Genomic DNA, 20,907 nt, shown 5'->3' with positions numbered 1-20,907 from the left:
TGAACATGCAACATGTATTATCATACTTAAAGCCGTATCGAAAATGGATGATCGTTGCCTGGATATTCATGCTCATTGAGCTGTTTGTTGAATTGTGGCAGCCGCTATTGATGGAAAAAATTATTGACCATGGTGTGATATCAAAAAATTTACACATCATATGGACATGGGGCGCAGTGATGTTGGGGACGTCGCTTTTGGCGTTTGCCTCAGGGATCGCTAACTCTTTCGTTGCTGCTCATGTCGGTCAACAGTATGGGTTTGATTTGCGAAAACATTTATTTGAAAAAATTCAATCGTTTTCGTTTGCAAACTTTGAACAATTTTCAACCGCTTCGTTAATTACGCGAATGACCAATGATGTAACACAAATGCAAAACATGGTGTTTATGAGCTTGCGAATAATGCTGCGAGCGCCGCTTCTTGTCGTTTTTGGCGTCGTCATGTCGTTATTCGTTCATGTTCAACTTGCGCTTATTTTTGTCGTTACCGTACCGCTGCTTTTAGTGTTTCTCATTTGGATGATGAATAAAGCTGCGGCATGGTTTTCCGTTGTTCAACAAGCGCTCGATCGTGTCAATAGCGTTATGAGAGAAAATTTGGCAGGCATGCGTCTCATTAAAGCATGGATGAGAGGAACATATGAACAAGAGCGGTTTACAAAAGCGAACGAAACGCTTATGACGCGGACGATGAGCGTATTACGCCTCATCGAGACGATTACGCCTGTTTTACTGTTCGTTATGAATATGGCCATCATCGTCATTCTTTCTGTCGGGAGAATGGAAATCCATACAGGCAGTGCCACGGCAGGACAAGTAGTGGCGGTTGTGAATTATACGACGCGGATTACAACGGCTTTATCGATATTTACCTTTATTACGATGGCGTTTTCCCGTGCCAGAGCGTCTGCCCAACGCATTTCCGATGTCTTCACCGCACAAGTGGATATTGTCGATGATGAGCGGGCACACGACACGAACATTCAAGAAGGAGAAGTACGATTCGATCATGTTTCGTTTCGCTACCCGAACAGTCATTCATTCGTATTGAAAGATATCTCGTTTGTTGTTCGTCCGCATGAAACGGTCGCGATTTTGGGAGCAACCGGGGCGGGGAAATCGTCGTTATTGCAGCTCATTCCTCGGTTATACGATGCAATCGAAGGGCGAGTGCTTATCGATGGAATCGATGTTCGGCAAATGAAACAAGAAAGTTTGCGGACCTATATTCGTTTTGTTCCACAAGACATCTTACTATTTTCTGGAACGATTGAAGATAACATCCGTTTCGGAAAAGAAGATGCCTCGATGGAAGACATTATCCAAGCAGCAAAACACGCGCAAATCCACGAGACGATTATGAAATTTCCGAAGGGGTATGATACGCTCATCGGGCAAAAAGGGGTCAATTTATCAGGGGGACAAAAACAGCGCCTTTCCATCGCCAGAGCTCTTGTTGGAACACCGAAGATTTTATTGCTTGATGACAGTACAAGCGCTCTTGACTTAAAAACGGAAGGTAAATTGTTACAAGCCTTAAAAACGTATACGTGCACGACCTTTATCGTGACACAAAAAATTCAAACAGCGATGGAGGCTGATACAATTTTCCTTTTAGACGATGGAGTATTGCTAGCGAAAGGAAGCCACAACGAGTTACTACAAACTAGCGATCTGTATCGCAAAATGGTGGAATCACAGTTTGGAAAGAAGGGACTTGGCGATGTTAAGACCGCGACATAGTGCGATGATGCTCACAGAAAAAAAGCGTCATGCCAAAGACAGTATCGGAACATTAAGGCGGATATGGTCATTTCTTTCCGACCAAAAAGGGCGTTTTGCTGCTGTGGTGTTCATGGTTATCATGAGCTCCGGCTTGAGTCTTCTCGGTCCTTATGTCGTTGGCAAGGCGATTGATACATATATCGTCACGAAACAAACGGATGGTTTTGTTTTTGTATTAGCGATACTTGTACTCATTTACCTTTCTCTTTCGCTTTCTACGTTTTTACAAAACTATTGGATGATCCAGATTGCCCAAAGAACGATCTATTTGATTCGCAAACAATTGTTTTATCACTTTCATCAATTGCCGATTGCTTTTTTTGACAAACGGCAACACGGTGAGTTAATGAGTCGCATTACGAACGATATTGAAAACATGAGTCAAACGTTTAATAGCACTGTCATTCAAGTCGTCTCAAGCATGCTTACCCTCGTTGGTGCGGTATGCGTCATGCTTTGGTTAAGTCCGTTATTGACGTTTGTGACATTGCTCATTGTTCCGATGATGTACGGGGGTATGAAGTGGATTACGAACCGAACGCAAAAACGATTTAAAGAGCAACAACAAAATTTAGGAGAATTGAACGGTTTTATCGAAGAAGTCATTTCCGGTCAAAAAATTGTAAAAATGTTCTCTCAAGAAAAGAGAATGATTGCCCAATTTTTATCGAAAAATGAGCGCTTAAAACAGTCAGGGTTTTGGGCCCAAACGTATTCTGGATTTATCCCGAAACTTATGAACGTTTTAAACAACGTAAGTTTTGCGCTCATTGCTGGCGTCGGAGGAATTCTTGCTTTAAAGGGGATTATTTCCATCGGTGTCATCGTTATTTTTGCTGAATATGCCAGACAATTTACGCGGCCGTTGAATGATTTGGCTAACCAATGGAATACGCTATTATCAGCTTTAGCCGGAGCAGAACGAGTCTTTGAAATTTTAGACGTGGAAAAAGAAGAGCGCGATGAAACAGAAGCGATTTCCTTGCCTGAGATGAGAGGAGAAATTGCCTTTCGCCACGTCTTTTTTTCGTATGACAAGGAGCAGGAAGCAATTCGTGATGTAAGCTTTTCTGTATCACCGGGCGAAACGGTAGCGCTCGTCGGTCCTACCGGTGCAGGGAAAACAACGATCATTCAGCTGCTGACGCGTTTTTATGATCCCGATCGCGGCCATATTTTCATTGATGGGCATGATAGCCGATCCATCAAACGAGCAAGCCTTCGGCAACATATGGCATTCGTCTTGCAGGATACGTTTTTGTTTCAAGGAACAATTCGCGAAAATATTCGTTACGGGCGGCTTAATGCGAGCGACGAAGAAGTAGAAGAAGCGGCGAAATGGGCCAATGCCCATTCGTTTATTATGAAGTTGCCAAACGGATACGATACCGTTTTAAACCAAGATGGCAGCGGAATTAGTCAAGGGCAAAAACAGCTGCTTGCAATCGCTAGAGCGATGGTCGCCAATCCATCTATCTTAATTTTAGATGAGGCAACAAGCAACATTGATACGATGACAGAATTAAAAATTCAAGAAGCGCTCGGGCGGTTGATGAACGGACGAACATGTTTTGTTATCGCCCATCGCTTAAATACGATTCAAAACGCTGATCGCATTCTTGTCTTGAACGAAGGACAGCTGATTGAACAAGGAACTCACGAGTCCCTTTTAGAGGCGAAAGGGTTTTATTATGAGTTGTATCACAGCTACTTGAAAAAAGAGGAGATATCCTAAAAGACTTGTACGCGATGTGTGCGTACAAGTCTTTTTTCTATCTTTTTAGTTGATGTAATCTGTTAGAAAACCATTCTCGCCAATCTTTGGATAATGCTGGTTCTTCTACAATCGTTTGAATCGCTTCGACATTGCTCTTTTCTATGTAGGCGATTCGATTGATATATTGAACGGATAGGGGTGTTTTGCTGCGCTTGACGAGCCTCAATATATCACCTTGCGTGACGACCCCTTCTTGCAAGACACGAAAATAAAAACCCGTGTATCCCGTTTCTTGCATTTTGAGAGGGAGCTCTTTGATGCCGTGGCGTTTTGCCAATTTAAAACAAGGTTGACGCGGTTGAGATACTTGAACTACCGCCGTTCCGACTGCAAATACGTCGCCGATGCACACATGTTCTTCCGTTAATCCGGAAATAGTGAGATTTTCTCCGAATGCTCCAGCGGCAAACGAACAATGATACAGACGTTCCCATACGGAAAGATGTTCAGACGGATATACGCAAACCGCTTTATCAGGGCCTCCGTGATGCACAAGATCTGCTTGTCCATCTCCGGCGAAATTGAGTTTTGTTAGTGTGAGCGGCTCATCAACCGGTTGTTTATAAATTCCGGTTGTGAGCGGCTTTCCATCTATCATCACTGTTTTTGGTGTTCCGACATTCACCGAAACAACTTTGACTACATGGTTCATTTGATCTATCCCCCTAGGCGAATATTTCCTTTGCGATCAATTCAAACGATGTTAACTTGTCTTGAAAATCATAGGTAATCGTCACAAGCATGATTTCATCCGTTTCGTACGCTTCGCTCAAACGAAAAAGCTGTTCCTTTATTTGCCGCGGTGTTCCTACGATCATCCGCTTACGGTTTTCTTGAATTCGCTTTAATTCAAAAGGGCTATAACGATATGCGGCCGCTGTTTCAGGGCTTGGTGTGCCGAACGACACAATGCCCTGTTCAATCCTTAATAGTGACAAATCGAGGCTGGAAGCAATGCGTTCCGCTTTTTCCTCGGTTTCTGCGCAAATGGCAAAAATCGCGACCATGTTGCGAGGCTTGTCAAGATATTTTGATGGAACAAAGCGCTCACGATAGAGCTTTGTATAATATTCGCCTCCTTCTCCGTTAATAAATTGGGCGAACACAAACGGTAATCCTTTTTGCGCAGCTAATAGGGCGCTCGACGCACTTGAACCAAGAAGCCATACATCCGGTGAGGTTTGGATGTTCGGGGTCGCCTTCAACCCGTAAAACGGGTGTTCTTCTTTCAAGTCGTTATGTAAATAGGCAAGCAAATCATCGATTTGTTCGGGATAGCGGTCGACATCCCTTCTCTTTCCATCATGAAGGGCAAGGGTGGCAATCGGCATTCCTCCCGGCGCTCTTCCAACACCTAAATCAATTCGTCCTGGATGAAGCCCCTCTAGTACTTTAAAATTTTCTGCCACTTTATAGGCGCTATAATGAGGAAGCATAACGCCGCCTGAACCGATGCGAATGCGCGTCGTTTTAGCACCAAGATGAGCCATCAACACTTCTGGAGAAGATCCGGCTAAACTATTCGTATCGTGATGTTCCGATACCCAAAACCGGGCATACCCTAATTGCTCCACAAACTGTGCAAGCTTTACCGTGTTTAACAGCGCCTCTTCTGCTGTCATTCCCTCTGAAATAGGAGATTGGTCAAGGACACTTAATGTGAGACCCATGAAAGAACATCCTTTCTTTTCAAAACATGTAAACAAAGTACAATTATTCTCTATTATGTTCTGTTTATGGAAAAATGTCCATTGGTTTGCCTGTTACTAAAAGCTGCAGCCCTTCACTTGAAGCGAAGGGCTACATATGGACTATCTCCTTCACCGGTTCTTCATGTTGTTCACGATCCTGTTTTTTTGAAGGAATCCGAAGCAATGAAGAACATAGTTGTTTTACCGCTGTTTCAATTTTTTCGACTACGTACGAACACCGCTCAAAAACAATTTCTTTCAAATTATCAAGTTGCCGCACTACTTTATGATTCACTGCTTCTTGGTCGTCTAAGCGCTTGATGATCGTTTCATGAAAAACGTCTTGAAGCTCTAATTTTTCCGCTAACGTTTGAAATAGTTTTTCTTGGCTTTCGAGACGAGCGAGAAGGTCTTGGTACAGTTGTTCTTGTGACGTCACTTGTTGAGCTAAGTTTTTCGTTGCTATCTCTTGAACAGTGAGCGAATCAAGAATGGCTTGCTTGAGTGTTTCATCCTGTTGGATTTGTTTCATCCATTGTTCGTAAAGATGATGGTGTTGTTCTTCGTGAGAGGAAAAAGAAGCTTGTAACTGTTCGGACAGCTGCTCGACAGAAGAGGATAATTGTTTATGGAAAGTTTGTTGTTGTTCGAATAGTTTTTTTGCTGTGGAATGCCGAAAGTAAAAAACCGGATGGGTTTCATTCGGAAGGCGAGGAGTACCTTTGTATACGCTCGGCTTTGCTTTTGCATTAACATAAATGACTAACACGTTGTTCCACTCCTTTAAATAAAAAGTAAGAGTGCCATATCATATGCGGGCACATCTTAATATGTTTAGGCTCATTATTTGTTAAATATGGTGAGGTTTGCTATAATGAATAAAGCGAAAATAATGAAAGGATGTGAACGTATGCCGGCAGTTGAATCAACAATGTTTCCATTAGGCAAACAAGCTCCGTCTTTCGAACTTGTTAATGTAACAGATGGAAAAACGGTCCGTTTGGAAGATGTAAAATCAGATATTGCCACGGTCATTATGTTTATTTGCAATCATTGTCCTTTTGTCAAACATGTTCAACAGGAGCTTGTTCGTCTTGCAAATGACTACCAGCCAAAAGGGATTACCTTTATTGCGATTAACTCCAACGATGTGGAAAAGTATCCGGATGATTCGCCAGAAAATATGAAAAAAGTAGCTGAAGAACTCGGCTATCCGTTCCCGTATTTATTTGATGAAACACAAGAGGTAGCCAAAGCATACCAAGCTGCATGCACACCAGATTTTTACGTATTTGATGGCGACTTAAAATGCGTTTACCGCGGACAACTGGATGACTCTAGACCAAACAACGGTATCCCTGTTACAGGAGAGTCCATTCGTGCTGCTCTCGATGCTTTATTAAACAACGAGCCGGTACCAACACAACAAAAACCGAGCATTGGCTGCAGCATTAAGTGGAAAGAATCATAGATAGACAAAAATAGCGCATGATGATGGTTAATTGTCTTTATTGAAATAGCTGTTGACTTTTTAATGTCTATCCGTTATGCTGTAAAGGCACCATTCAGTTCGTTATTTCGTTATATCAAGAATCGTTATAAGTCGTGCCTCATGGAAAGTGCAGGCCCTCTTATGGCCTTTCTCCATGCGGGTACGGCTTTTTTGTTTCACAATGAGTAATGGAACGATGGTCAAAATTTGTTTTGGAGGAATCACGATGAACACAGGAAAAGTAAAATGGTTTAACGCAGAAAAAGGATATGGATTTATTGAAGTGGATAATGGCGGAGATGTGTTTGTCCATTTCACAGCGATTCAAGGAGATGGGTTTAAAACATTAGAAGAAGGACAAAAGGTCACGTTTGATATCATCGACGGAAACCGCGGTCCCCAAGCTACTAATGTACAAAAAGCATAAGGAATGAGGAAACACGGAAGGTGATATCGCTTTTGGCGGTATCACTTTTTTTTAACAGAAAACATCCTAGCCTTATCATCTGCTGCACTAGTCTCTCCAAGCATTTCCGCGGATGAAAAACATTTGCCCATCACGGTTAGACATTTTGCATTTGTTTTTTCTTATGGCGAAAAACGAATTCACAACGGCGCAGCCTCGGAGCTGTAAGGATGGAAGAGAGGCAGGGCTTCCATTGTTTTACGTTTTTCGTTATTTTGATTATATAGTCATAAAAAATGGAGGGACATTGCATGGGTGAGCGAATGTATCAAGTATTTGTTTATGGGACATTATTAGTGGGCGAAGAAAACCATCATATTGTCGCACCTTATTTACGCAAGGTACAACCGGGGAAAGTAAAAGGCTGGCTTTATGACGTGGGAGCATATCCTGCACTGGTTGTGAGCGGAGATGGATATGAGGTGATCGGTGAATGGCTTACCGTTACAGAAGAAGGATTGAAGCGAATGGATGAATTCGAAGACTATGAAGAAGGCGGACATCATAACGAATACGAGCGAATTTGGATCAAAGATAGCGAACAAGATATCGAAGGATACGTATACGTATATCCAGCTGATCAAGCAGCACACCTTCCTCTCATTCCATCAGGTTCATGGAGGAAAGATCGCAAAGAAAAATCATAATGGCGCTAAGAGAACGGTCATTTGCAGACAGTTCCCATTCTATTCTTGTAAATAGAACAAATCATTCCAAAAAATAAGAGAATTGTATAAAATAGTCTTATCATCCATTAAAAAGGAGTTGACAGTAAGATGATAACGCCTAAAACCGAGAGCAACTTATCGGTGGTATAACTTTGTTTTTATCAGCCTGGACATGTGCTGTTTTACAGACGTTTGATCTTACAAAAGGAAAAGCCAAGTTTACCGCTCTAACTATCTGGAGTCATTGATTTGTCAGTACGAGATCCATATCGTCATCCTGTTGTTATCCTCTATAGAGATACGACGGTTGGCTTTTTTGTTTTACATGAAGGGAAAAACATTGCCTCTTTTACGAATAATCGTAACACGATGTTAATCCGAGCATTTTCTGTTAATTTGATTCACCAAGGAAAACGATGCACAAAACGAGCCTTTCATCTTCTCACTGCGTTTGTGATGAAGCATTTCCCAAACATCAACGAGATTGTTTTGGCTGTCAATGAAACAAATAAGTTATATGAGAAATCGAGATTTCAAGATAAAGGAATAAGAGGAATGGAAAAAATCGGTCTACCGCTCATTTTACAACGATATTGAACTCATGATGTTGTCTCAAAAGAAAGGGTGTTCTCATTGAAAGAAGTGCCATATACAGCATTACTAGCTGTTTTATTGTTCATCTTTGTGCCCATCATTGTGTCATATCAACAAGCGTTAAAACTAGAAAAAGAAATTCTTTGGTCATCACTTAGGGGATTTGCTCAATTATTGTTATTGGGATATTGTATATCATACATTTTTTCTTTTGAACGATGGTATGTCATTACTGGATATGTGTTGGTTATGATCGTTATCGCTTCACTCAATGTATCGAAGCGGGGACTTGAGATGAAACGAACATTTTTTCTTGTTTTTTCTGGGATGATGGTATCAGTGGGAATTCCCATCGGTTTATGGCTTATTTGTCATATCATTCCATTTGAAGCGCAATACATCATCCCTGTTGCCGGCATGTTTTCAGGGACGGCGATGGTCGCTGCGAGTGTCGTACTCGAAGCAATGAAAAAGGAGGAAGACAAGAAGGAGAAAGAAATGAAGCGCCATGCCATTAAAATTGCCATGATCCCAACGATCGACACATTAAAAACAATGGGACTTGTGCAAATTCCCGGCACGATGACAGGAATGATTTTAGCTGGAGCAGAGCCGATTGCCGCTGTCAAATACCAAATTTTCATCGTGTTCACGCTTCTTGTTGTTGCATCCATTTCATCAATGATCGTTTGTCTCCTAAATTACCGCGCGTTTTATCAAACGAATCATGTTCAGGAATACTATGAAAACAAGCTCTTGTCGTAACGATGGAGTGTTTGGGGATGGTTCCAAACACTTTTTTTATGTTTTGGATTAACTGTAATGTTATCGAGTTGCAGGCAAAGAAATGCCGTATCGAGTCAAGGAAGTAGCGGATATGTCAGGGATTAGTGTACGTACATTGCATTATTATGATCAAATCGGACTTCTCATCTTAGATACGTTATAGCGTATGGTTATCGCCTGTATTCAAAGCGGAATCTTTAGTGATTACAACAAATTCTCTTTTTCAAGGAAATGGGCTTTCGCCTTCGAAAAATCAAACACCTTCTCGACCGTCCTCACTTTGTCAGAAAAAAGCGCTGCAAGTCCATAAAGAATGCTTATCAAAAAGACAGAGCGGCTCGAAGAAATGATCAAGACGGTGGAAAAAACACTTCAATCGATGGAAGGAGGAATAGAGATGGAGAGGAACGAAATGTTTGAAGGCTTCGATATGAGAGGAATCGAGGAACATTAGAAAAGGAGTAAGAGGGCAGGTAGAGAAGCGAACGTGGACGCATTCAAAAGAAGAGTAAAATAGAATCATATTTATCAGAGAATCATTGCTCGAATGGCGTATGGACCTGAAGATGCACAAGCTCAGGAAGCGGTTGACGAATTAAGACAATTATTCACCGACTATTTTTACGATTGCATCATCGAAATTTTCTGTGGAATGGCTGATTGGTATGTAAGTGATGAACGTTTTACCCAAAATATTGATCAGAATCAAAAAGGATTAACTGCTTTTTTGCATGAGCCATGCCTATTTATTGCAATCGCCATAAGAATTAACGCGCCCACTAGAGCAGCCACTCATCATAGTGAGTTGCTTTTTATTTAAAAAACACACTTGACAAGTAGGATTAGTTGGTATTAATGTAAGAATTAATAAAATGATTAAAAAATTCAAATATACGCATGCTGATCAGACAAACTGAAGGCATGAAGTCGTATTAACGATTTCATGCCTTTTTTTCTTATGGAGGGGGGCACAAGGAATAAATGCGATAATAAACACAATAATAAACTTTTTTGTTATTCAGTAAAAAAATTGGAGGACTGGAACGATGAAAAAACTGTTGGTTTTTGTAATAATTGGATTTATTGCTCAACTCATTGACGGTTCACTTGGGATGGCGTATGGAGTGACTTCCACGACATTATTGCTTACATTTGGGATCGCGCCGGCGGTCGCTTCAGCTTCGGTTCATTTAGCGGAGGTTGCGACAACAGCAGCTTCTGGTGCGTCACATTTAAAATTTGGGAACGTTGATCGTGAGATGGTGATGAAACTTATTATTCCTGGCTCGATTGGAGCGTTTGTCGGGGCATGTTTTTTAAGCAATCTTCCCGGAGACTTGATTAAGCCGTACGTTTCTCTTTTTCTATTAGCACTTGGATTTTACATCATATATCGTTTTCTTTTTCTTCATTCATCTCAAGAACAAAAACAGCCCCAAAAACTGTCAAAGAGTCAGTTGATTCCGTTAGGTTTATTGGCTGGTTTCCTTGATGCGACCGGCGGAGGAGGATGGGGACCGATCGCTACGCCTGTTCTTCTTGCCAAAAAAGGAATAGAAGCACGAAAAGTAGTAGGGACTGTTGATACGTCTGAGTTTGCCGTAGCAGTTTCGGCAACACTTGGATTCTTTATTTCCTTAGGATGGGAAGATGTCAATTGGTTTTGGGTTGGAACCCTCATGCTAGGAGGGCTCTTCGCCGCTCCTATCGCTGCATGGCTTGTCAAAATCATGCCATCCCATTTGCTTGGTGTTCTCGTTGGTGGGCTTATCATCTTCACGAATGTGCGAACATTGTTACATGCTTGGGGAATTGCAGAAAATTGGTATACCCCTATCTATGCCATCATCGTATTTGGTTGGGCCGCCGCTGTATGGTGGGCGATTCGCAATCATCGAAAAGCGCCATTATCCAACGATTTGGCTTCATGATGTCACAAGCCGCTCGTTCAAGAAGCGGCTTTCATTATGTTATACTCGATGTAGAGGCAAACAGAATGAAACGCATGATAGTTCAGACTTTTTCTTTTCTTAGCTGTCAACTCCCTACTCAGTCGAAGTTTCGTAACGACTGGAAGTGAGAGCTTGCGAGTGTCCAGCAGTACCAACGCACCAAGCACTATTGACTTTACTTGCCCCATGTATCAGGGCAGGACTGGAAGAGACATGATCAGACAGCCGCTCTTTTCGGAGGTCTTTGTCTGCTGACGGTACGTTTCTTTTCCGCCTATAGCAGACGCGCGACCTATGTTCAACGTTTTCGACTTTCGGCCACTGAGTTGGCAAAGAACGACTAAGAGTCCTTTATCAACGGTTTTTCCTTTTTCCTCATTATACAAAGAAAGGCGGAGTACAGAGGTGGGGGCTCCTGTGCAAGCAAGATGCCATCTACTTTTGATAGTAGGGTATTTTTATCTTCAAGTCATATTATTGAAGAACTTATTTGTATAAAAATGTTGAAATAATTCAAGAAAAAGCGGAGTTGGATAAATAGATGTCAATCTATAAATAAAAGCGATGGTTTATAAACCATCGCTTTTTATTTATAGATATGGGATGGGGCGCATAGATGCTAAAGAAAAACGCACAGATTACGAAAACGTTTTCTTATAAAAATGCAGAAATATTTATAAAAAAGGTATTGTCAAAACAAGAATGTTTCAATATAATAAACTCATGTTATAAAACTAAACATTTGAATGTGAGGTTATCTGACATGTCGAGAGTGGTTGCTTCTCAAGTAAATCATGATGTGGCGGTCCTTGAACAAATTAAAAACATCATCAAACAAAAACATGTAGAACTTTTACATCTCCAATTTGTCGACATCGAAGGAATTTTAAAGCATGTAACGGTTACTGCGGAACAGCTTGACGACGTTGTCGAAGGAAAAATCATGTTCGATGGTTCTTCAATCAAAGGTTTTTCTCCTATCAACCAATCAGATCTCTACCTTCTTCCTGACTTAAACACGTTTGCCGTATTGCCGTGGACAGAAGAAGAAGGATACGCTGAAGCTCGCTTTCTTTGCTCGGTTACAAATCCTGATGGAACATTATTTGAAGGGGATCCTCGCAACGTATTAAAGAAAACTGTTGAACGTGCAGCGGAAAAAGGATTCACGATTTCTGTTGGTCCAGAGTTGGAGTTCTTCCTATTTAAAGCAGACGAGAACGGAAATCCTACGACAGAACTGCAAGATAATGGTGGATACTTCGAACCGTCTCCTAAAGACCTTGGTGAGCGTGTTCGTCTAGAAATTTACCGTGCATTAAAGGCAATGGGCTTTACAATTGAAGCGTCTCATCATGAAGTTGCAGAGGGACAACATGAAATCAATTTTAAATATGCAGACGCATTAGGCTCTGCCGACAATGCGACAACGTATAAATGGGTCGTGAAAACAATCGCAAGCAAATACGGCTTGCACGCAACGTTTATGCCAAAACCTGTATTCGGAATTAATGGTTCTGGTATGCACGTGAACATGTCATTATTCAAAGATGGTGAAAATGCATTCTTCGATCCTAGCGATGAAAATCAACTTTCTGAAGCAGCGTATCAATTTATTGCTGGCTTAATAGCGAACGTAAAAAGCTTTGCGGCTATTACAAACCCATTAGTGAACTCTTATAAACGTCTTGTACCGGGTTATGAAGCTCCTTGTTATATTGCGTGGTCGGCTTCTAACCGTTCAGCGTTAATTCGTATCCCGGCAAAAAGAGGTTTGGCCACACGCGTAGAGCTTCGCTGTCCAGACCCATCAGCGAACCCATATTTAGCGTTTGCAGTCATTGCTGCCGCAGGCCTTGAGGGGATTGAAAAGGGCTTACAAGCGCCGGCTCCAATTGACGAAGATATTTTCCATATGACAGAGGAGCGTCGCGCACATCTTGGTATCGAAAATCTTCCATCCAGCTTAGGAGCAGCGATTGAAGAGTTCGAAAACGGCACGATCGGCCGTAAAACACTTGGCGATCACGTTTTTGGTGAATACGTCGCCATGAAAAGAGCAGAATGGAACAGCTACCGTACTGCTGTGCATGCTTGGGAAATCGAAAACTATCAATCTAAATTTTAATTTCAAAAAGCGGGCATTTTTGCCCGCTTTTTCTTGTACAAATAATTAAACAGATTGCATTTTCTTTTTTAATGAATGAAAGAAAGGGGGTTTTGCCACCTGACAACTAAATAAGTAAAGCGGAGTGTTTTGAATTGGAATTACAATATAGATTTAAAAAATATAGATTATTCAAATAATTCATATTGAAAAAACGCTTACATGATGTTATAATTTCTGTAAATCGATTTACTAAATCGATTTACAGAAATGCTTGAAGAGGGGGTGAGCTGTAAATGAGGAAAATTATCGTACCATTAAATGTTTTCCAAAGTGAGAGAGTAATAGAAAAAGGTCAGGAATTTTTTATTCCAATTATTTCGGAAACGGGCGCAGATGGTGTGGAGATTCGTAGAGAATTGCTTACACAAAACGATTATCCCTTGACAAGGTTAAAAAATATAATCATGGACTATGGATTATTTATTGTGTATTCCGCACCAATTCCCCTATGGAAACGATGTGGGGCTTTGAATGACGAAGAATTAAATTCCGTTATACACGAAGCGAAAGAATTAGGGGCAACGCTGATCAAAGTGTCATTAGGCTTTTATCAGCCAAACCGCTCTGATATCCATCATTTAAAACAACTGTTATATGAAAACGGTAATGAAATCCATTTGCTGGTGGAAAATGATCAGACTTCTTGCGGAGGATCTATTCATCATTTGCTTTGTTTTTTTAAAAGCGCTTCCATTTATAAACTACCAGTTAATATGACATTTGATATCGGGAACTGGAAATATAGTGGTGAAAATGTTTATGATGCGTTACATCAGTTCTATAAGTTTATCAAATACGTTCACCTTAAACATGTGGAAATAGATAATGGAAAATGGAGTACTTTGCCGTTGCCGCTAGACGAATCAGCAGAATGGAGAAGGATTTTGGATGTGCTTTCACAAGATTTACCTGTTGCATTAGAGTTTCCAATAGAAAACGCTCAAATGATACAACGTTATATTAGTATTTTCAGAAAATCAGAGAAAAAGAAAGGAGTAAATAAATGGATGTAGTCACATTTGGAGAAGCAATGGTCATGTTTATCGCAAATGAGGTAGGCCCCCTTCATAGCGTTCGTTGTTTTAGTCGATCGCTAGCCGGGGCGGAAGTGAATACAGCTATCGGATTTGCGAGATTGGGTTTGAAAAGCGGCTGGGTAAGTAAAGTAGGGGATGATATTTTTGGAAAGTATATTATCCAACATTTACAACAGGAAAACGTGAATATCGATCAAGTGATGATCGATAAGAAATTTCCAACCGGGTTTCAATTAAAATCGAAGGTGATGAATGGCGATCCCGAAGTACAATATTTTCGAAAAGGTTCAGCAGCTAGTCATTTAAGTATCGATGATTTTGATGAAGCTTATTTTCGATCAGCAAGACATTTACATATGACAGGAATTCCATTAGCTCTTTCTAACTCAATGAGAGAATTTGCAAAACATGTCCAATCATTTATGAAAATGGAAGGAAAGACCGTATCATTTGATCCTAATCTAAGGCCATCTTTGTGGAAATCCCACAAAGAAATGAGAAAAGTAATAAATAAAATTGCTTTTGAAAGCGATTTCGTATTACCAGGCATTCAAGAAGGAGAATTTTTAACAGGATTCACCCAACCGAGTGATATAGCTTCCTTTTATTTAGAAAGAGGAGTAAAGCTTGTGGTTGTTAAATTAGGAAGTGAGGGAGCTTTTTACAAATCCCATAATGAAGAAGGATATGTAAACAGCTATAAAGTTTCAAAAGTAATAGATACAGTGGGAGCTGGTGATGGTTTTGCTGTGGGACTAGTCAGTGGTTTACTTGAAGGGATTCCAGTTCGTGAAGCGGTTTTGCGGGGGAACGCGATTGGAGCTTTAGCCGTTCAATCGGCAGGGGATAGCGATGGGTATCCTACTCGAACTGAATTGGAACAGTTTATAAAACATTCTGTAGGGAGGGAATAAAATGCAAAACACAATTGCAAAATCGCGATGGTATCGGCTTATTCCCATTTCTTTTATCACGTATAGCTTAGCTTACTTGGACCGTGCGAATTATGGATTTGGGGCTGCGGGTGGAATGGCTGAAGATTTACAGATTTCAGCAGCCATGTCCTCGTTATTAGGATCACTATTTTTTCTCGGATATTTCTTTTTTCAGATACCTGGAGCTCATTATGCGGAAAATAAAAGTGCTAAAAAACTTATTTTTTGGTCATTAATTCTTTGGGGAGGGCTTGCTAGTGCAACAGGGCTAGTGAGCGACATTAAATTATTAATTGTTATTCGTTTTTTGCTTGGGGTAGTAGAAAGTGCAGTGATGCCTTCAATGCTCGTATTTTTAAGTCACTGGTTCACAAGAGAGGAACGCTCACGAGCTAACACATTTTTAATTCTGGGAAACCCAGCAACTGTATTATGGATGTCCATTTTATCTGGATATTTAGTTGAAGCAGTTGGATGGAGATGGATGTTTGTTATTGAAGGTTTCCCGGCGGTTATATGGGCATTTATTTGGTGGAAGTTAGTCAATGATGAGCCGAAAGACGCGACATGGTTAACTGTAGAAGAAAAACAACAATTACAAGAACAATTGGCACAAGAACAACAAGATTTAAAACCAGTCAAAAATTATGTGGAAGCGTTTAAATCAAAAACTGTTATTTTATTAAGTTTACAATATGCTCTATGGAGCATTGGAGTATACGGATTTGTCATGTGGCTTCCATCTATTATTAAAGCTGCGCCTAATATGGATATCGTTACAACCGGATGGTTATCATCCATTCCGTACATTTTTGCCATTGTATTTATGCTCAGCTCTTCTTACTTTTCCGATAAAACATTAAATCGAACTGGATTTGTATGGCCGTTTTTACTGATTGGATCCGTTGCGTTTTATGCATCTTATTTAATTGGAACGAGCTACTTTTGGATTTCATTTGTCCTGCTTGTTATCGCGGGAGCTACAATGTATGCACCGTATGGTCCATTCTTCGCGATTATTCCGGAAATCTTGCCCCGCAATGTTGCCGGCGGTGCGATGGCTTTAATTAATAGTATGGGTGCACTTGGTTCGTTTGTAGGATCCTACATTGTCGGTTATTTAAATGGGATAACAGGAGAATTTGGTGCGTCATACATTTTCATGGCTGGTTCTTTGTTCCTTTCATCTTTCTTAACGATTGCTGCTGTTAAAGGAGTAAATAGGCAAAAAATAAAAAATGTGCCTGATGAATGGGAAGTTCATCAAGCACAAAAATAGGGGATCTCTGAATTATTATACTATAAATATTTTAAGCTAGCATAGTTCATTTATTAAATCTATAGGGAGAGAGAATATGAATATTTATGATATAGAAAGAAAAGGAATTGTGGCCGTTATTCGCAATGCAACTTTAAATACAATTATTCCGATTGCCCAAGCATTGCAAGAAGGGGGAGTGACAGCACTTGAAATTACGATGGAGACACCGAAGGCATTGCAAATGATAGAAAAGCTGCGCTCCGAATTTGCCAATGACACAACAGTAGGAGCGGGAACGGTGCTAGATGCGGAAACCGCAAGAGCAGCTATTTTGGCGGGGGCACAATTTGTGTTTTCTCCAACAGTGAATGTAGAAACCATTCGTGCTGTAAAAAGATATGGGATACTATGTATATCAGGAGCAATGACACCATCAGAAATTTTAACTGCATATGAGCATGGGGCAGATGCAGTTAAAATTTTTCCGGCAAATGTTCTTGGTCCAGAATATATAAAAGCAATATCCGGGCCATTTCCTCATATCCCGCTCTTACCAACAGGTGGCATAACTTTAAAAAATGTAACAGATTATATAAAAGCAGGTGCCGTTGCAGTGGGGGTGGGCAGTACATTGTTAGATACGAATAAAGAAGTTACGAGTGATTATTTACTGAAAATTAAGGAAACAGCCCGCTGCTTTGTTGAGAAAGTAACAAATGCCAAACAACGCTGTTAATTTATTTTCTGGATGCAATTATTTGATCGAGATGAATAATCTTTATCCCCATATACTGGATAAACTAAATAATACTTGCTAAAATGGAAACACGAAAAATCTAAATCTAGCTAATAAAATTAAGAGGAAGATGTCCAATGAGAAGAGTAACAATGGCTGATGTAGCTAAAGAAGCTGGGGTTTCTAAAAGCACTGTATCACAGTTTTTAAATAAACGATATGAGCATATGGGGGACGAAACGAAAGAGAAGATAAGGGCGGCTATCGAAAAACTGGGATACCGTCCAAATTATATAGCACGGAGTTTGAAACAAAAACGAACAGCGATGATCGGTATTATTGTAGCTAATATCATGCATCGAGTTTCCACAGAAATAAGCAGGGCAATTGAAGACTATTGCCATGAACATGATATGCACGCTATTGTATGCAACGCTGATGATGATCCTGTAAAGGAAAGAAAATATATTGAAATGTTACGTGCGAGACAGGTTGATGGATTAATTGTTTTTCCAACGGGTGAAAATATCGAACTGTATAAGCAGATGGAAAAAGAGAACTATCCTATCGTTTTTGTTGACCGAAAAATTGATGGAGTGAATGTAAATACGATTGTAGTGAATAATAAAGAAGCGACGCATCAGGCTGTCTCTCATCTTATTCAAAAGGGGCATAGGAAAATTGCGATTGTAACTCCCCCTTTAACGATTTATCCACGTATCGAACGGGTAAACGGATATAAGCAAGCATTAAGAGACTATAGTATAAAAATAAAGCCCGAATACATGATATCAACAGACATAAAAAATATCCTTTCTCAACTGAAAACGGTGTTTACTTTGCCTGAAAAACCAACTGCATTAGTCGCAGGAAATGATTTGTCTTTTTTTGAAGTCATGACATTTATAAAAGAAAATCGTGTTTGTATTCCGCAAGATTTAGCTATTGTTGTTTTTGATAACATCCCGTTTGCCAACATTTCAAACCCAACTATTACAACAATTGCACAGCCGGCATATGAAATGGGAAAGAAAGCGGCAGAGCTTTTACTTAAGCAAATCAATAAGGAACGCGTTGGTTCAGAACTGTATACGTTTCCATGTAAGTTGATTATCCGGGAATCTTCTAGCGAGAAGAACATTATAAATTGATAAAGCTCCCCCGAAGAAGCGGGTAAATAAAAAATAAGGAGAATTACTATGTATATTCAGCTCGCCCTTGATCGAATGACAGTTGACAAAGCCATCAAAATAACAAAGGAAGTAAATTGCTATATTGATTGGATTGAAGTTGGTACATCGCTAATTAAAGAATTTGGTATCAAAAGCATTTATACCATCAAAAATGTATTTCCCGATAAGCCGCTTGTCGCCGATATCAAAACAATCGATAACGCTAAGTACGAGTGTGAGCTATGCTTTGAGGCAGGGGCCGACATCATTACTGTTATGGGAGTGGCTCCATTAGTTACTATTGAAACATGCTTGAACGAAGCAGCAAAACGAAAGAGGAACATTATGATTGATTTATTGAACGTAAATGAAACAACGTTACGAAAATTAATAGAATACAAGGATGCCATTTTCTGCGCCCATTTAAGCAAAGACGAGCAAGAGCTTTCTGTTTCGAAAGCTGAACATTCTTTCGATCGCTTTAACATTCTGGAGGACCGCACATTGGCGATTGCCGGAGGGATTTCTATCGATTCAATCGAAAAAATTAAGCCATTCAATCCCTTGATTATTATTGTTGGTTCTGCAATAACGCAAGCCGCAGATAAAGTAAAAGCAGCGAGAGAATTAAAACAATCTATTTTATTTATGGAGGATTAACGATGAAACATCCTATTCAAACTATTTTTTATGAAATGGAGCAGGTTTTTCAGGATTTTGATCATATGAATATTGAACATGTAGCCACTCTTCTTCAAAAAGCAAATCGGATTTTTATTGCTGGGGAAGGACGTTCGGGATTAATGGCAAAAGCATTTGCAATGCGGCTCATGCACCTTGGAGCGAACGTCTACGTGGTAGGTGAGACCATTACTCCCGCGCTTCAAAAAGGAGACACATTGGTTGTTGTATCTGGTTCCGGGACAACCAAAAGTACTGTCTGGATTGCTGAAAAAGCCAAACAGCTCGATTGCTACGTAATTGCTTTTACCACTGATGTTGCATCGGAACTAGCCGCAAATGCATCACTCACTATTCATGTTCCTGCAGCGACCAAATACCGCCGCGGCCATGAGAAAAAAAGCGTACAACCATTAAGTTCTCTCTTCGATCAATGTATGCATTTAATTTTTGATGCCATATGCTTGCAGTATGCAGCTGTACAAAATATCAAGCACGAAAGCGCATTAAAACAACATAGTAATTTAGAGTAATTAGTAATTTAGTATGGGTGACCTGAGCAATCTCTTTCTGTCAGGTCACCTGTGTGTTTTGGCATGATATCATATTGCAGCAATTTTTATGATGCTCACATTTATCATCAATCCAAAATTTAGAAGAATATCTATTCCTTATCAATCCGTTATTTGATAGAATATTCAGTAAGAATAGATGAGTAGGAGAGAAGAAAAAGATATGCAAAAACCAATTGATTTAGGTCATGGAATTTCGTTAATTGATGTTTTTGATTTAGGAGTTGCTCAACGAACAGGTACATATGTGCTTCATGAAGAGGAATTAACGATTATTGAAACAAGTGCAAGTCCCTCCATTCCGTATTTACTAAAAGGATTAGAAACGTTAGGGATCGCGGCAAAGAACATCAAAAACATTATTGTCACCCACATTCATCTTGATCATGCGGGCGGTGTAGGTCTATTACTTGACAAGTGCCCGAATGCAAATGTCATCGTCCACCCAAAGGGAAAACGACACTTAGCCGATCCTTCAAGATTAATTCAAGGTGCGCAAGCTGTTTACCGTGAGAAATTTGATGAATTGTTTAATCCAATCTTACCTGTTCCAGAAGAACGTCTATTTACAATGGAGGATGGCGATATATTACAAATTGGCGAAAATCGCACATTGACATTCCTTCATACGCCTGGACATGCAAATCATCATTTTTCCATTTATGATTCTCGCAGTAATGGAGTTTTCACGGGAGATACTGTTGGAGTTTTTTACCCTCAATTGCTTGAGTACGGATTAGAATTTTATTTACCTTCGACATCACCAAATCAATTTAATCCAACAGCGATGTTAGATTCTGCTGATCGTCTCGAGAGCTTAAATATCGAGCGAATTTATTTTGGACATTTTGGAATGTCGAACAACCCAAGTGATGCTTTTGAGCAATTAAGGTACTGGCTGCCAAAGTTTGTGGAAGTTGGTGAAAGAATCACGAAAGACAATCCTAACGCTTCTTTTGAAGAAAAAACAGATGCTGTATCCAGAGATCTTTTTGAAATGATTAGCGCGTTTTTAGATAAACAGAATGTACCTCGAGAAGCAGATGTTTATGAGATTATTAGCTTAGATTTAAAGGTTTGTGCTATGGGAATTATCGATTATTTACAAAAGAGATAATAAGCCATACGGG

General features: G+C 40.1%; 22 protein-coding genes. 19 read left to right on the top strand and 3 right to left on the bottom strand.

What is annotated here, in order from left to right:
* Positions 1-5 precede the first annotated feature (5 nt).
* The gene (locus tag HNR31_RS10285) at positions 6-1,745 is read left to right on the top strand and encodes an ABC transporter ATP-binding protein (RefSeq protein ID WP_181556165.1); all 1,740 of its coding nucleotides are present in this window, start codon (positions 6-8) and stop codon (positions 1,743-1,745) included.
* Complete coding sequence (locus HNR31_RS10280; protein ID WP_181556164.1) at positions 1,726-3,522, top strand: ABC transporter ATP-binding protein; 1,797 nt, start codon at positions 1,726-1,728, stop codon at positions 3,520-3,522. The genes HNR31_RS10285 and HNR31_RS10280 overlap by 20 nt, the downstream gene beginning before the upstream one ends.
* A 37-nt stretch (positions 3,523-3,559) precedes the next feature.
* Here the strand turns inward: HNR31_RS10280 and HNR31_RS10275 are convergent, their stop codons facing one another.
* From HNR31_RS10275 to HNR31_RS10265, 3 genes are all read right to left on the bottom strand, one after another.
* Positions 3,560-4,216 (bottom strand): MOSC domain-containing protein, encoded by a 657-nt coding sequence (locus HNR31_RS10275; protein WP_181556163.1) that lies wholly within the window; start codon positions 4,214-4,216, stop codon positions 3,560-3,562.
* Between the two features lie 13 nt (positions 4,217-4,229).
* A complete protein-coding gene (locus tag HNR31_RS10270; RefSeq protein ID WP_181556162.1) occupies positions 4,230-5,234 on the bottom strand; it encodes an LLM class flavin-dependent oxidoreductase in 1,005 nt (334 codons plus the stop codon).
* A 130-nt stretch (positions 5,235-5,364) separates the two neighbouring features.
* Entirely contained in the window at positions 5,365-6,024 is a 660-nt protein-coding gene (locus tag HNR31_RS10265; RefSeq protein WP_181556161.1) for a hypothetical protein, read from the bottom strand.
* A gap of 141 nt (positions 6,025-6,165) precedes the next feature.
* Between HNR31_RS10265 and HNR31_RS10260 the strand changes: the two genes are divergently transcribed.
* The 17 genes from HNR31_RS10260 (at position 6,166) to HNR31_RS10185 (ending at position 20,894) form a co-directional block, all read left to right on the top strand.
* Positions 6,166-6,726, top strand: a complete 561-nt coding sequence (locus HNR31_RS10260; protein ID WP_181556341.1) for a thioredoxin family protein — start codon at positions 6,166-6,168, stop codon at positions 6,724-6,726.
* A 247-nt stretch (positions 6,727-6,973) separates the two neighbouring features.
* On the top strand, positions 6,974-7,174 hold the full coding sequence (locus tag HNR31_RS10255) for a cold-shock protein (RefSeq protein ID WP_181556160.1): 201 nt from the start codon (positions 6,974-6,976) through the stop codon (positions 7,172-7,174).
* Between the two features lie 290 nt (positions 7,175-7,464).
* Entirely contained in the window at positions 7,465-7,860 is a 396-nt protein-coding gene (locus tag HNR31_RS10250) for a gamma-glutamylcyclotransferase family protein (RefSeq protein WP_181556159.1), read from the top strand.
* A gap of 270 nt (positions 7,861-8,130) precedes the next feature.
* Positions 8,131-8,478: a GNAT family N-acetyltransferase gene (locus tag HNR31_RS10245; protein WP_181556158.1), complete on the top strand. Its 348-nt coding sequence runs from the start codon at positions 8,131-8,133 to the stop codon at positions 8,476-8,478.
* A 45-nt stretch (positions 8,479-8,523) separates the two neighbouring features.
* On the top strand, positions 8,524-9,240 hold the full coding sequence (locus tag HNR31_RS10240; RefSeq protein WP_309505690.1) for an ABC transporter permease: 717 nt from the start codon (positions 8,524-8,526) through the stop codon (positions 9,238-9,240).
* 82 nt (positions 9,241-9,322) lie between these two features.
* Entirely contained in the window at positions 9,323-9,424 is a 102-nt protein-coding gene (locus HNR31_RS18735; protein WP_233414518.1) for a MerR family DNA-binding transcriptional regulator, read from the top strand.
* Positions 9,425-9,808: 384 nt separating this feature from the next.
* On the top strand, positions 9,809-10,081 hold the full coding sequence (locus tag HNR31_RS18730; protein ID WP_233414517.1) for a TipAS antibiotic-recognition domain-containing protein: 273 nt from the start codon (positions 9,809-9,811) through the stop codon (positions 10,079-10,081).
* A gap of 226 nt (positions 10,082-10,307) precedes the next feature.
* Positions 10,308-11,192, top strand: a complete 885-nt coding sequence (locus HNR31_RS10230; RefSeq protein ID WP_181556156.1) for a sulfite exporter TauE/SafE family protein — start codon at positions 10,308-10,310, stop codon at positions 11,190-11,192.
* Positions 11,193-11,976: 784 nt separating this feature from the next.
* Positions 11,977-13,341, top strand: a complete 1,365-nt coding sequence (locus HNR31_RS10225) for a glutamine synthetase family protein (protein ID WP_181556155.1) — start codon at positions 11,977-11,979, stop codon at positions 13,339-13,341.
* A 275-nt stretch (positions 13,342-13,616) separates the two neighbouring features.
* Positions 13,617-14,396, top strand: a complete 780-nt coding sequence (locus tag HNR31_RS10220; RefSeq protein WP_181556154.1) for a sugar phosphate isomerase/epimerase family protein — start codon at positions 13,617-13,619, stop codon at positions 14,394-14,396.
* Positions 14,387-15,334, top strand: coding sequence for a sugar kinase (locus HNR31_RS10215; RefSeq protein ID WP_181556153.1), 948 nt, complete (start codon positions 14,387-14,389; stop codon positions 15,332-15,334). The genes HNR31_RS10220 and HNR31_RS10215 overlap by 10 nt, the downstream gene beginning before the upstream one ends.
* 1 nt (position 15,335) lies before the next feature.
* Positions 15,336-16,634, top strand: a complete 1,299-nt coding sequence (locus HNR31_RS10210) for an MFS transporter (RefSeq protein WP_181556152.1) — start codon at positions 15,336-15,338, stop codon at positions 16,632-16,634.
* A 76-nt stretch (positions 16,635-16,710) separates the two neighbouring features.
* Entirely contained in the window at positions 16,711-17,352 is a 642-nt protein-coding gene (locus HNR31_RS10205; protein WP_181556151.1) for a bifunctional 4-hydroxy-2-oxoglutarate aldolase/2-dehydro-3-deoxy-phosphogluconate aldolase, read from the top strand.
* Between the two features lie 137 nt (positions 17,353-17,489).
* Positions 17,490-18,503, top strand: a complete 1,014-nt coding sequence (locus tag HNR31_RS10200) for a LacI family DNA-binding transcriptional regulator (protein WP_181556150.1) — start codon at positions 17,490-17,492, stop codon at positions 18,501-18,503.
* Positions 18,504-18,551: 48 nt separating this feature from the next.
* Positions 18,552-19,184: a 3-hexulose-6-phosphate synthase gene (gene hxlA / locus HNR31_RS10195; RefSeq protein WP_181556149.1), complete on the top strand. Its 633-nt coding sequence runs from the start codon at positions 18,552-18,554 to the stop codon at positions 19,182-19,184.
* A 2-nt stretch (positions 19,185-19,186) separates the two neighbouring features.
* On the top strand, positions 19,187-19,738 hold the full coding sequence (gene hxlB / locus HNR31_RS10190; RefSeq protein WP_181556148.1) for a 6-phospho-3-hexuloisomerase: 552 nt from the start codon (positions 19,187-19,189) through the stop codon (positions 19,736-19,738).
* A gap of 202 nt (positions 19,739-19,940) precedes the next feature.
* Complete coding sequence (locus HNR31_RS10185; protein WP_181556147.1) at positions 19,941-20,894, top strand: MBL fold metallo-hydrolase; 954 nt, start codon at positions 19,941-19,943, stop codon at positions 20,892-20,894.
* Positions 20,895-20,907: the final 13 nt, after the last annotated feature.

The organism is Thermaerobacillus caldiproteolyticus (assembly GCF_013761245.1).
GTDB classification, from domain to species: Bacteria; Bacillota; Bacilli; order Bacillales; family Anoxybacillaceae; genus Thermaerobacillus; species Thermaerobacillus caldiproteolyticus.
The sequence above is the reverse complement of the archived record's forward strand: the minus strand, read 5'-3'. Positions and strand labels throughout refer to the sequence as shown.

Coding starts and splice junctions, on each gene's coding strand:
- hxlA (WP_181556149.1), top strand. CDS start 18,552: ATGTATATTCAGCTCGCCCTTGATCGAATGACAGTTGACAAAGCCATC.
- HNR31_RS18730 (WP_233414517.1), top strand. CDS start 9,809: ATGGCGTATGGACCTGAAGATGCACAAGCTCAGGAAGCGGTTGACGAA.
- HNR31_RS10260 (WP_181556341.1), top strand. CDS start 6,166: ATGCCGGCAGTTGAATCAACAATGTTTCCATTAGGCAAACAAGCTCCG.
- HNR31_RS10220 (WP_181556154.1), top strand. CDS start 13,617: ATGAGGAAAATTATCGTACCATTAAATGTTTTCCAAAGTGAGAGAGTA.
- HNR31_RS10270 (WP_181556162.1), bottom strand. CDS start 5,234: ATGGGTCTCACATTAAGTGTCCTTGACCAATCTCCTATTTCAGAGGGA.
- HNR31_RS10230 (WP_181556156.1), top strand. CDS start 10,308: ATGAAAAAACTGTTGGTTTTTGTAATAATTGGATTTATTGCTCAACTC.
- HNR31_RS10200 (WP_181556150.1), top strand. CDS start 17,490: ATGAGAAGAGTAACAATGGCTGATGTAGCTAAAGAAGCTGGGGTTTCT.
- HNR31_RS10210 (WP_181556152.1), top strand. CDS start 15,336: ATGCAAAACACAATTGCAAAATCGCGATGGTATCGGCTTATTCCCATT.
- HNR31_RS10255 (WP_181556160.1), top strand. CDS start 6,974: ATGAACACAGGAAAAGTAAAATGGTTTAACGCAGAAAAAGGATATGGA.
- HNR31_RS10275 (WP_181556163.1), bottom strand. CDS start 4,216: ATGAACCATGTAGTCAAAGTTGTTTCGGTGAATGTCGGAACACCAAAA.
- HNR31_RS10185 (WP_181556147.1), top strand. CDS start 19,941: ATGCAAAAACCAATTGATTTAGGTCATGGAATTTCGTTAATTGATGTT.
- HNR31_RS10225 (WP_181556155.1), top strand. CDS start 11,977: ATGTCGAGAGTGGTTGCTTCTCAAGTAAATCATGATGTGGCGGTCCTT.
- HNR31_RS18735 (WP_233414518.1), top strand. CDS start 9,323: ATGCCGTATCGAGTCAAGGAAGTAGCGGATATGTCAGGGATTAGTGTA.
- HNR31_RS10215 (WP_181556153.1), top strand. CDS start 14,387: ATGGATGTAGTCACATTTGGAGAAGCAATGGTCATGTTTATCGCAAAT.
- HNR31_RS10205 (WP_181556151.1), top strand. CDS start 16,711: ATGAATATTTATGATATAGAAAGAAAAGGAATTGTGGCCGTTATTCGC.
- HNR31_RS10280 (WP_181556164.1), top strand. CDS start 1,726: ATGTTAAGACCGCGACATAGTGCGATGATGCTCACAGAAAAAAAGCGT.
- HNR31_RS10250 (WP_181556159.1), top strand. CDS start 7,465: ATGGGTGAGCGAATGTATCAAGTATTTGTTTATGGGACATTATTAGTG.
- hxlB (WP_181556148.1), top strand. CDS start 19,187: ATGAAACATCCTATTCAAACTATTTTTTATGAAATGGAGCAGGTTTTT.
- HNR31_RS10285 (WP_181556165.1), top strand. CDS start 6: ATGCAACATGTATTATCATACTTAAAGCCGTATCGAAAATGGATGATC.